General features: G+C 42.6%; 7 protein-coding genes. All 7 read right to left on the bottom strand.

Going from position 1 to position 12,619, the window contains the following annotated elements:
- Window positions 1-3: 3 nt before the first annotated feature.
- On the bottom strand, window positions 4-2,382 hold the full coding sequence (locus IR173_RS08155; RefSeq protein WP_237039160.1) for a sensor histidine kinase: 2,379 nt from the start codon (window positions 2,380-2,382) through the stop codon (window positions 4-6).
- Between the two features lie 216 nt (window positions 2,383-2,598).
- A complete protein-coding gene (locus tag IR173_RS08160) occupies window positions 2,599-4,017 on the bottom strand; it encodes a Gfo/Idh/MocA family protein (RefSeq protein WP_237039161.1) in 1,419 nt (472 codons plus the stop codon).
- A gap of 225 nt (window positions 4,018-4,242) precedes the next feature.
- Entirely contained in the window at window positions 4,243-5,994 is a 1,752-nt protein-coding gene (locus IR173_RS08165; protein ID WP_237039162.1) for a RagB/SusD family nutrient uptake outer membrane protein, read from the bottom strand.
- Between the two features lie 14 nt (window positions 5,995-6,008).
- Entirely contained in the window at window positions 6,009-9,011 is a 3,003-nt protein-coding gene (locus tag IR173_RS08170) for a SusC/RagA family TonB-linked outer membrane protein (protein WP_237039259.1), read from the bottom strand.
- Window positions 9,012-9,917: 906 nt separating this feature from the next.
- The gene (locus IR173_RS08175) at window positions 9,918-10,418 is read right to left on the bottom strand and encodes an NUDIX hydrolase (RefSeq protein ID WP_237039163.1); all 501 of its coding nucleotides are present in this window, start codon (window positions 10,416-10,418) and stop codon (window positions 9,918-9,920) included.
- A gap of 42 nt (window positions 10,419-10,460) precedes the next feature.
- Window positions 10,461-11,957 (bottom strand): histidine ammonia-lyase, encoded by a 1,497-nt coding sequence (gene hutH, locus IR173_RS08180; RefSeq protein WP_237039164.1) that lies wholly within the window; start codon window positions 11,955-11,957, stop codon window positions 10,461-10,463.
- 11 nt (window positions 11,958-11,968) lie between these two features.
- Window positions 11,969-12,592 (bottom strand): cyclodeaminase/cyclohydrolase family protein, encoded by a 624-nt coding sequence (locus tag IR173_RS08185; protein WP_237039165.1) that lies wholly within the window; start codon window positions 12,590-12,592, stop codon window positions 11,969-11,971.
- Between the last annotated feature and the right edge of the window lie 27 nt (window positions 12,593-12,619).

Genomic DNA, 12,619 nt, shown 5'->3' on the forward strand with positions numbered 1-12,619 from the left:
TTGTTATTCCTTTCCATCACTTTTATTTGTTTTTGCCAAGGATAAAATCACTGTAAAACAACTTCCTTTTCCCACTTCCGACTGTACCTCTATACGCCCGCCCAGCCGTTCAATAATCACTTTACAGATGGAAAGTCCCAAACCACTACCTTGTTCAAATTCATTGGTCTTATAGAAACGGTCGAAAATCATAATCAGTTCTTGTTCGTCAATGCCTTTTCCGGTGTCTTGTACGTAGATACATACCTTGTTATGTTCTTTGTCAAACTTGCATCCCAGTGTGATTCTTCCTTCTTTGGTAAATTTGTTAGCGTTGTTCAGCAGATTGGAGATAACCTGAGTAAAACGGAACCGGTCGATATGTACAGGCAACGGAATACTTTCGTCCATTTCAAGGTGAAACTGCAGTGTCGGTTGGATTAGCCCTTCGTAGGTCATAAAAATCTCCTTTACAATATCTTTCAAGTCACATTCTTCCATTTCGAAGGTCAGTCCTCCGGAATCAAGGCGGGATATTTCCAATACATCATTGACTAATTTTAGAAGCAAGTCATTGTTGTGATTGACCAGCTCGAGCATCATTGCTTTTTCTTCCGGGTCTATTTTGTCTGAACCTTCACCTACCAATATATTGGTGAATCCCACAATAGCATTCAGAGGAGTACGGATTTCATGGCTCATATTGTTGAGGAATGATTGTTTCAACTCAGCATTCTCGGCAATTTGTTTTGCCAGTATGAGCTGTTCTTCACGCTCCACCTGTGCTTGGATGTTTTGAATGACTCCCGCCATCATCATTTTGCCCCGGGTGTCTTTCATACTGCTGCACCTCAGCTCATACCATTGGTAGTTTCCCTCTTCGTTGCCGAAAGAAAACCGTATCCGCTGCATTTGCATGCCGGGTGATTGGTGCATGGTTTCATAAAAAGTTTTCAATAATGGAGCGTCGTCCGGATGGGTATACTTCCTGATTTCATCTCTTGTAAATTTCTGTTGTTTCAGTCCTGACGGGTTCGTATAATTGGCATCGAACTCGATGATGTCGTCCTGAACATTCCAAAGCGAAATATGACCTCCGTTGACAGAAAGGCTTAACCGTTTCTGAGCCTCTTCCAGAATCCGGAGGTTGGTACGCTCTTTCAAAGAACGGCGGTGGGCCCGCAGCAGACTGACGGAAATCAAGATAAAGGCAATAACGAACAATGCTCCCAGTATATAAAGTTCCTTGTGGTAACGGTCATAAAAGGGATAATTGATGATGCGTATATGAGCGGGAATCTGATGTATATGTTTGGCATGTTCGGAGAGATAAGTCCAATCTAATATATATTCTTTGTCCAAAGCCCTTATTTTAGGCATGCCTATCTTTTCATTTTTCATCAGTCGGACGGCTAAGTCGGCTGCTGCTTTGGCTGAAATCTCTTCTGTTGCCATGTATCCGCCCACAATCTTGGCATTTTCGTTAAACCCTTCACGGATGCAACTGAATGAGGGAATATTCAATGCGTTGGTAATTGGGATGGACATCATGTCAAATTTGTCCAATAAGAATACTTGGTCTTCCTGATCTCGTCTGGAACGTTCCAACATAATGAGCAAAGAAGACCCTTTTATATATCGGAAAGGGCAGAGGCTGACGGACAATTGATTTTTATTCGGATTTTCATTGGTCATGCCGGGCATCAGATTAAAGTATTTAATCATTTCCGTCAGTCTGTTGTATTCATCCTCTTGGGCAAATCCTTTAGCATATCCCAACATTCTTACACTCTTTCTGTCTACAGTACGGGTAAGCATATCAAAAGATTTATGTCCCAGATAACTAAAATCTATATTATAGATAATGTCCATGTTGGTGTGGGGATGCAGTGTCTTTATAAATTCTATGTTGCGCTGCAGGTCGGGGATATCGCTGAGGACATAAACTTTCTTTTCATTATATTCTTCTATCAGTTTTTCATTTGGAAAATGTACATTACATGCCAATATGGGAACAGAACCCAACAGTTGGTGGCGGGTGGATAAGATGGAATATGTAGCTTGGTCTCCTATGGTGAGGATGAGGTCTGTGGATTTACTCTTAACTAATTCGAGATAGTTTTGGCAATGTTCTATTTCTTCTTGCTCATTTAATTTGGTACAATCTAAATAGAAGCGATCGAATATAGCTTCAACCCCCTGTCTTCTGAATTCCTGCAAGAGGTGTTTTTCGAGATTCCCGTTACCTATTTCGTCTTTGGCGAGGGAGTATGCAAGGAAGACACGTTTTGTCACTAAATGATTAGTGGCATACCATTTTTTGTAATTTAGCCCACATATAAAAGCAATTGAAAAAATGATAAAAATGGTTGTATATCTACACTTTGGGTAACCTTTGAACATGGTCTTATTTTATTCTAGCAAAAATAGTATAATTTTTGTAGAAGAGAACTGTTTATTCGGAAATGTTTCTCTTATGTCGTAAGATTTCCGTTTGACAGGGTTTGAACTTGCTTTTTTTGTTTTATAAGGGCGTAAAAAAATAACTTATGACTGGAGCTGCCAATATACACTGATTGCCCCAATCATAAGTTATTGTTGTTTTAAAGCGTGCTGTTTTTATTTGGCAAATGCGTGGCGATAACCTTTCACCTTGTTCCAGCTACCGCGGGTGAAGTCGGGTACAGCTACCGGAGCATTACCGTTTTCGATAGAAAGGCGGGTAAGGTCTGCCATGCAGCACCATTCAGCCAAGTCGTATACATCCATATCCAAAGGCAAACCGTTGCGCAGACAGTAAACCAGACGATAGTCCATGATGTAGTCCATACCACCGTGACCACCTACCTTCTTGGCAGTTTCTTCCAGTTCCCGGTGAATCGGGTGTTTGTATTTCTGCATCAAGGCTTCTTTCACGTTTTCGGGAACAGCAGCGTGCATATTCAGGTTTTCGTGGTTAGGCACTTCTTTAGCGTCAACCTGGTCGGGGCGCAAGCAATATTCTTCGATAGGGTATTTGTTGGCGAAACCATCTGTACCTGTCAGCTGATACATACGGCTGTAAGGACGAGGATTCACCACATCGTGCTGGATAAGAATAGTTTTGCCGTTCTCAGTGCGGATGAAAGTCATGGTATGGTCACCGTTCTGGAACTCGATAGAATCGTTTGCCAAGCCATATCTCTTACCCAGTTCAGGACCAGTTGCAGCCTTGGTATCCATCGCTACCAAAGTCTTCATGCGGTCGCCACGGTGAATATTCAGCAATTGGCAGGCCGGGCCAAGGCCGTGAGTGGCATAAACGTCTCCACGGTTTTCGTTATTGTAGTCCAAACGCCAGTTGTTCCAATAGTAGGGCCAGAATTCTTCAAGGTTGTGGATATAAGAACCTTCTACGTGTAGCACTTCACCGAACAATCCCTGTTGAGCCATGTTCAATGTTGTCAGTTCGAAGAAGTCGTATACACAGTTTTCCAATTGCATACAGTGCTTGCGGGTCTTTTCCGAAGTATTGATTAACGCCCAGATTTCGTCCAGTGTCATAGCAGAGGGAACTTCAATGGCGGCATGCTTGCCGTGTTCCATAGCGTAAATACCCATTTCGGCATGATGCTTCCAGTCGGTGGCAATATAAACAAGGTCGATATCATTACGTTCGCACAGTTGTTTCCATGCATCTTCCGAACCGGAGTAGAGCACCGGTGCTTCCATTCCTGCATTGGTTACGATTTTTTGTGCTTTTTCTGCATTTTCGGGGAGTAAATCGCAGAGTGCGACAATTTTTGTTCCGGGGATATGTGTCCAGCGTTCCACAGCTCCGGGACCTCTCATTCCAAGTCCGATAAATCCGACACGAACAGTGTCGAGCTTAGGAGTGGTCAGCTGGATTACATCTTGCTGTCCTGCGGGTCGTTCGGGTACTGCTACTTCAATAGGGGCAAATGAATTGTTTTGTGCAACTTCCTTTTGAGGTAAAGTGCATCCGGCCAAACATATCAATGCTAAACCGGCTACCAAGGTAGATGGTTTTTTAATCATGGTTTTTTCTGATAAAGTTTTATTGGATTAATAGTTGTTTGATGCAAAATTATAGAAAATCTCCGGAACGGACGAATAAAAAAGAAGTAAATGCTGCCGGATGTCTTATGAATGAAATGTTTTTGTTTCTCTGAATAGGTTTGTTCATAAAAAGAGATGGTTCTTTAAGTGCTGTCACTTACGAACCATCTCATAAAAAACTAATATGTTATTGAAAAGAGAGCCTTAATTCAGGATAACTCCGCTACTATTAGTCGGGTTTTGAGTCAAAGTGCCCGGATAAGCATTTATTGCATTCTGTGGAATGTAATAAACAACACGATAGTCTGATGCGGGAATGTCTTCAAATTGTTTGTGAGGTCCCGGATAGCGACGTGTCAAAGGCTTACCGTTGCGGAACACGTCATAGCTGCGTTCTGCTTGATAGGCTAATTCCAATTGGCGTTCTTTGTCAATTCTTTCGCTGGCGTTTGTTGCGTTCAATGAAGCGTATCCACCACCGATGATAGAGCGTTCGCGAATGGTATTAAGGTCGGCTAAAGCGGCCGAATAATTGCCTAATTTAGCATAGGCTTCTGCACGATTCAGATATATTTCACCCAAACGACTGATAATCGGTGAATGTAAATGCGAATCTTCTCCTTCGCGAGAACATTTGGTGATATAGAATTGTGGATATACACGGTTGAGAGAGATGTAATAGTCCAGCATACCTATATAAGTTTTGCCGTCTTGGTAAGTGATAGAATAAATATCCTGTTCGGCATCTACAGGAGTCAGTGTGTATTCCGGACCGTCCGGAACATCTTTTCCGTCTACTTCTTTGGTCTTTTGGCAAACCACTGCCGCTCCTTTTTGTGTTACAGTCAACTGTTCGTAATTTAAAACCGTTTCTGAATCTTGTTTGATAAAACGGAATACTTCTTTATGATTATCAGTGTATGTCGGTTCGATAAATGCAGCACGTGCGTCTACGATTTTATAATGATCCGGACGCCAGTCATTCCGTCCTGTCTCATTCAACAAATCAATATATTTGGCACTGGCATACATTTCTCCCCAACCCATACCGCCGATATTGGCATACATACCGCCAATGCCATAGTAGTGGTCATAACCGGAAAATTCAGAAGCAACACGTTTTACCACAAAGATGGATTCGTCGTTGTTCTCGGGAGTAAGCGTGTTATATTTCATGAACTCTTCGCGCGGCAATAATGAGTAGGTGCCCGAATTGATTACTTTGTCTGCATAGTCAACAGCTAACTGGGCATATTCCCGATTGGGATTTTCATACGTTCCACTCATATACAGATATACGCGTGAGAGCATTGCCTGAGCTGCTTCTTTTGAGGCATAAGCAGCACCTTTGTTGATAGTCATCATTTCTTCTGCCTTTTTCAAGTCACTGATGGCCTGTTCATAGGTTTCTTTTACAGTAGAACGGTCGGGTAGTAGCAGGTCTCCCATAATATCATCGGGAGTACCATTAACAATAGGTACGCCTAAGTTCTTATCAGGAGCCTGATAGTAAGGACGTCCATAAGCACGGCATAAGTAAAAATACATCATACCACGTACATAATAACACTCTCCCAATTGGTTGTCTATCTCGGCACTCTGCCCTTCTTCTATCATTTTGATGATATTTGAGGCCTGGGCAACAGCCTTGTAACCATAATCCCAGAAGTTCTGTAAACGGTAGTTTACCGGAGTGCGGGAGAAAGAGATGAATTCATAGAAGGCATCTGTTGATGAACCGCGAATCATCATATTGTCGCCGGCATACTCACCACAACGGTGCATGGGGTCCGACCATGTCTTTAGCTGAGCATACATACCGTTCATTAGAGATTCCAACGATGCGGAAGGATCGTTTGTGATTTGTTCTGCAGCCATAGAACTATATGGTAAACGGTCTATGTCGCAAGCGGTCAATGATGCCGCTGCCAATAATAAGGTCAATATCTTTTTCATATTGTTTCTACTGATTAAAAGGTAAGATTTAAACCGAACATAAATTTACGTACAGACGGATAAACGGCAGGACCGGCAGTACCCATCACAGAACCGTTACTAGCCGGAATTTCAGGGTCTACGCCTGAATAATCTGTAATGGTAAACAGGTTTTCTGCGTTCATGAATACGCGTAAGTTCTGGATGCCCCATTGCGGTAACTTAAAGTTGTAGCCCAGGGTCAGAGAGCGTAGTTTCAGATAATCACTGTCTTCCAAATAGCGGGAAGATGCAGAGTTGCCTTTATCCTGATTATTATATTTTGCAACGGGGTGAGTGGCGATATCTCCCGGTTTTTCCCAACGGTTCCAACCGTCTTTCAGTTTCATTTGGTTGCGGTCGGTATAAGTACCGTCGGAGTCATACTCCTGACGTGAATAGTTGTAAATCTTTCCACCGATAGAGTAACCGAATACGGCATTTAAGTCAAAGCCTTTCCATGTTAAAGTTGTAGAGAAACCTCCGAACAAATCGGGAGCTGCTGAACCGCACTTATAATATCCTGCCTCTGCGTAGTTAGAGGTTGTTTCTCTTCCTGTGACATTGCCTTCGCTGTCTTTAGTGTCTTTGTACCACATTGGAGCACCGTTTTCTGGATTTACACCTGCCCACTCCTTTAAATAATAAGTATCTACCGGATAACCGATTTCGAGGATGCGCTGCGCTGTACCGGCAATACTGCTTCCATCACTGATGATAACGGGTTTTACTACATAGTTTCCGTCTGTATCTTTTTGTTTATAGAGGTCTTTCAATTTATTACTGTTGTGACCAATATTTAATTCTACGTTCCAGAACCAGTCTTTTGTACTGATGATATCACCACCCAGTGAGATTTCATATCCGGTGTTTTTCATTTTACCGATATTTCTATAAACACTAGTCACACCGGTAAGTCCTGTAACGGGTACGTTATAAAGAATATTATCTGTATCTTTTGAATAGAAATCAAAAGTAAAGCGCAGACGGTTATTGAACAATGCAGCGTCAAGTCCGATACTTGTGGTATAGGTCTTTTCCCATGTCAAGTCTTTGTTACCGATGACACTGATCAATGCACCGGAACTTTCATTATAGCTGGAAGAAACCGAATACAGGTCGTATTGTGGGTAAAGTGAAGAGGGACGATTACCTACAGTACCATAACCTCCACGTATTTTAAGGTTATTAATCCAATCTATATCAAACCAGTCTTCACGGCTGATAATCCATCCTACACTACCGGACAGAAGATTGCCGTATTTGGCGTTCGTACCTAAGTTGGATGCACCGTCCCGGCGGATAGAGGCTTCGGCAATATACTTACCATCATATACATATTTCCATTGGGTGAAATAAGACTGAGTAGCCCATTCGCTGATACCGCCTTTCGTACGTTCGGGTTTGGATACTACATCCAGGACTTCGAATCCGGGTACAAATCCGGTACCATAGACATCTAGATTCTTATAATAATAATCATTAAATTCGTAAGCTATCAATCCGCTGATAGAGTGCTTGCCAAAGTCTTTGTTTATTAATAATTTTTGGTTGGTATAACGGCGGGTCACTTCTGCTCTCCATTCTGTGAGACGTCCGTTTACATTTTCGCCACTGCTTGAGCGCGGATCACTATAACCGTGAGAAGTAGAATTGATGTATTTGTAGTTGTTGACAGATGAGAAGGTCAGCCAGTCTGTTATTTTAATGTCAAAATCTAAACTTCCCATGAATTCGTAATATTTGGATTCTGAATGGTTCCATTGTAAATCGTATAGGTAGTTGGTCTGCTGAGTGTTTACCCAACCACTGTAGCGGTGAGGAACCAAGTTGCCGTCTTTGTCATAGGGACTATCCCATGGGAGCATAGAATACATAGCTGTGACAGAGTATTGGCGGTCATCAATATTCCGAAGTGAACCACTGAGCGCGGGTTTGATTGTCAACCAGTCAAATGGCTTGTATGTAGTCTTCAAGCGGAAGTTATACCGACTGTAATCATATCCTTTCACGGCACCTTCTTCATCATAATATCCTACAGATAGATAAGATTGCATTTTTTCGTTACCTCCGCGTAAAGATACATTGTACTCCTGTGTGAGTCCGTTTTGGGTAGCTAAATCCCACCAACTGAAATTGCTGTCGCGCAAATCCTTGTTCCATCGTGGAAAAGAAATTTCATTGGCATTTTGGAAGGAGGCATAGTAGTCATAAAGTTCTGCGCCATTCATCACTTCCAAGTTTCCATTGTTTAGTGAGCTGATACCTAGTTTTACAGATGCTTCGATAGTCATTTTTTCAGCTCGTCCGCTTTTGGTTGTAACCACAATAACACCATTTGCACCTTGCGAACCGTAAATGGCGGTAGAGGCAGCATCTTTTAAAATAGTCATGCTTTCAATATCCGCAGGATTTAGTTGTCCGGCATCCGAGCCTACTATAACCCCGTCGATAACCCACAGTGGAGAAGTTGTACCGTTAAGTGTGGCTTGTCCGCGGATAACAACTGCACCACTGGAACCGGGTTGACCAGACCCCGGGGCTACATATACTCCCGGAACTTTACCATTTAATAAATTTTCTACCGATGGCGTGGTTATGTCCTTCAACTTTTCACTTTTGATGTTATTCATAGATCCGGTTAAACTTTCTTTACGCTGAGTCGTGTAGCCTACTACTATGACTTCGTCCAGTGCTTCAGAGTCTTCATCTAGTTTGATTGTTTGCAAACCGCCGGTGGCTTTTACCTCTATTGATTTATAACCAATAAAAGAGATACTGAGAGTAGAACCAACCGGTGCTGTCAGTTCGTATTCGCCATCGAAATTGGTGATACTGCCGTTTGTGGTTCCTTTTACAACGACATTAGCACCGATAACTGGTTCTCCGGTTTTGGCATCCAAAACCTTTCCTTTGATTTTGGCCGTCTGTTGTGCTACGGTTGGGAGTGAAACATCAACCATACCGGTAGGGATGGCAGACGAAGGAATTGAAATCATTCCAAGTACACTTGCCAGTAATGTGTACTTACCTCTTTGGGTTAAAGTCTTAATTTTCATAAGTGTTTCATAGAGTTAATAATACTATAATAGATTTGGAAGGCTAATGAATAAGGGAATATTTGCTAAGTATTTTAAGAACTTATCCTATCGCCTTTATCCACTAACAGCGGCAAAGATAATAATATTATTAATTTCTTCACTATCATTAAAGCAGAAAATATAAATTTATCTCATTTCTGTTTCTTTATCTTAATAATTTCATGCAGTTTATCCATTTGGGGGCACTTTATTCTCACACAGACAAGCATCATTACAGTATATAATAGGTAGAAATAAGACAGTCAGAAAAAAACTTTTTTCACTGTAAATACCATCTACAGGCACTTTATACAGATAGGATAAGTTCTTAAAATACTTATCGTTTTTCTAACTGATTGCAGTAAATAAGATACCTGATAAATAAAAAAGAGAGTAATCCATTGGACTGCTCTCTTTTATTCTATTGAGTTTTAAATAAAGTTCTCTAATCAAGTATGGTGGTTACTTGATTTCGTATCCCCAAGCACGTAGGGCACCATTTCCCATATCAATAAGACCTGTCTTAATGATTTCTTTTAACTTTTTCATAATGTTATCCTTTTTAGTTGATTTAAATACCGGCATTTATATTACTTAATGCCTACGCCCCAAGCTCTTACTTCGTTTTCACCCATCATAGCCAGGACTTTCATTACAATACTTTTTACCTTTTTCATAATCTTGTTATCCTTTCTTTCTATGTTTTACAACACAAAATTACGCGCTTTTGTTTTCTGTTGTATGCTTATGAGTCCAAAATATACGCTAAAGGGACAAATTCTTGATGCAAGTCAAGAATTTGCCCCTTTCCATGAAAAAGATGTTTCAGAAGCCTAATTTGCAGAACTCGTTCTCAAAGTTTGGTGTAAAGATATCCTTCCCCATATTGGCTTTTATTTCGTCTAATGTCCAAAAACGGCCTCCGGCTAATTCGTCACTGGGGGTGATAGGGCCGTCATAAATGGTTTTGTGTGAGAATACCAGTTCTTTTTCGCGGGCAGACTCAAAAACATAATTAATCAGCAGTTCGGGAGTGAAGTCGGTGATTCCGAGTTCTTCTTTCACTTCACGGTGGAGTGCTATTTCTACACTTTCGCCCAAGTCGACATGACCGCCTACTGAAGTGTCCCATTTGCCGGGTTGGATATCTTTCCATTCCGGTCGTTTTTGCAGGTAAAGTTCCCCTTTACTATTGAACACATGAAGGTGCACTACTGGATGAAGTTTTTTACTGCCGTCATGACACTCGCCTCGTGTGGCAGCTCCCACAATATTTCCCTGTTCATCTACAATGGGAAACATTTCTTCTTTATTGTCGCTATTCATACGTTGTCTTCTTTTTGCCTGCAAAGATAGTGAAATAATAGCTTAATAATCCACTTGGTGGCGTTTCAAAAAAGCCACAGTCTTATGTATTTCTTTGTACATCACAATGTCTTCGCGGATGAAAGGCACTTCCTTGCGATAAACCGAGAGGAATTTCTCAATGTATGGAGAGCTTTTGAGCGGACGCCGGAAGTCGATACCTTGAGCTGCATTCATCAGTTCGATGGCAAGGATATGCTCCAGATTGTCCATCACCTTAAATAGTTTTGTGGCGGCATTGGCACCCATACTCACATGGTCTTCTTGGCCGTTGCTGGAGACAATGGAATCACTGCTGGCGGAGTAGCAATACATTTTATTTTGGCTGACCATGGAAGCGGCTGCATATTGGGGAATCATAAAGCCTGAATTCAGTCCGGGATTGGCAACAAGGAATTCGGGAAGTCCGCGAAGTCCCATAATGAGTTGGGCTACGCGACGCTCGGATATATTTCCCAACTCGGCCAAAGCGATGGCGAGATAATCATAGACGAGTGCCAAAGGTTGTCCGTGGAAATTCCCGCCCGATATAATCAGGTCTTCATCGGGGAAGATGGTGGGATTGTCGGTGACGGAGTTAATCTCGGTCAGCAGAACGGACGCGGCATGGCGGATGGCATCCTTGGTGGCACCGTGTACTTGGGGGATACAGCGGAATGAATAGGGGTCTTGCACATGTGTCTTGGGCTGAGTTATGATTTCACTTCCTTCCAGTATACGGCGGAATGCTGTCCCTGTTTCTATCTGGCCTTGGTGCGGTCGTATCTGTTGGATACAATCCATGAACGGGTCGAGGCGTCCGTCGAAGGCTTCAAGGGAAACAGCGGCAATGAGGTCGGCTTTTTTACTCAGTCGGAACGCTTTCAAGATGGCATAAACACCGTTGGCGCTCATGAATTGTGTGCCGTTCAGCAAAGCCAATCCTTCTTTGCTTTTTAGTTTCACAGGCTCCCAGCCGAATTCGTCGAGCACACTGATGGCTTCGCACCGCTTACCTTTATAATATACGTCTCCCACACCGATAAGTGGCAGGAAGAGGTTGGCAAGCGGGGCAAGATCGCCGGATGCACCCAGCGAACCACGGTCATATACAATGGGCATTACGTCATTGTTGAAGAAGTCGATAATGCGCTGCACGGTAATGACTTGTACGCCGCTGTGTCCCAACGAGAGGGCATGTGCCTTGAGCAGAAACATCAGTTTTACAATGACGTGTGGCATTTCTTCGCCCACACTGCAAGCATGGCTTTTTACCAGATTCTCTTGTAAGGTGCTCAGTTCATCAGGCGAGATATTACGGTTGCACAGCGAGCCGAACCCAGTGGTAATACCATAAAGCGGTGTGTCGGAATTGGCTATCTTTTTATCCAGATAGTCCCTGCACTTCTGAATGCGTTCCCGAGCTTCGGGGGCCAGTTCCAGTTTCAGGTTCTCATTGATGATACGTTCGATAATATCGAATGTGAGTTCGCCGGAACCTATTTGATATACGTTTTTCATACTCTTCTTTTTTAGAGAACGGTTTTCACATAGTCCAATATTTTTTGTTCTTCGGCAATCGTTGTCTTTTCTATCATATCCGCTTCTTCAGTCATTTCTTTCACAAATTTCTCGTCTTTGATAGAGGTGAGGTTGATGCGGACATTTAGCAAAGCACCCAGTATGGCGGTTCGTGCACACATCATTGCCACACAAGCATCGGTCACGGCATTGCTGTTTCCTTTTCGTGCCACTACATCAATCATCGGCAGGATGGAATGGACAGTACGTGCTACTTCCATCGGTACTTCGGCTGCATATTTGGTCTCTTTTTGAATCGCTTCGTTGCGGATGTTTTTTTCTTCTTCTGTTTCTTTAGGAAGTTTGAAGGCGGCAAATACGCGGTTGTATGCATCCGAGTCACGGTCTACATCGATAATGAGTTGACGTGCCAATTCTTTAAAACGGGCGGAAAGGTCTTCCATAACCTCGTTTACTTCGGCATATTTCTTTCGTCCGATGGTCAGGTTGGCAACCATTGCGGCAAGGGAAGTCGCCAGGGCACCATTGAGGGCGGATATGCTTCCGCCACCGGGAACGGGATCGTTGCTGATGACTTTATTAATAAATTCTTTGATAGTGAGTTCTGTTAACATGGTATTATGTTTTTAAGTTGGGTGAAT

It is taken from the genome of Phocaeicola faecalis, from assembly GCF_021730445.1.
GTDB classification, from domain to species: domain Bacteria; phylum Bacteroidota; class Bacteroidia; order Bacteroidales; family Bacteroidaceae; genus Phocaeicola; species Phocaeicola faecalis.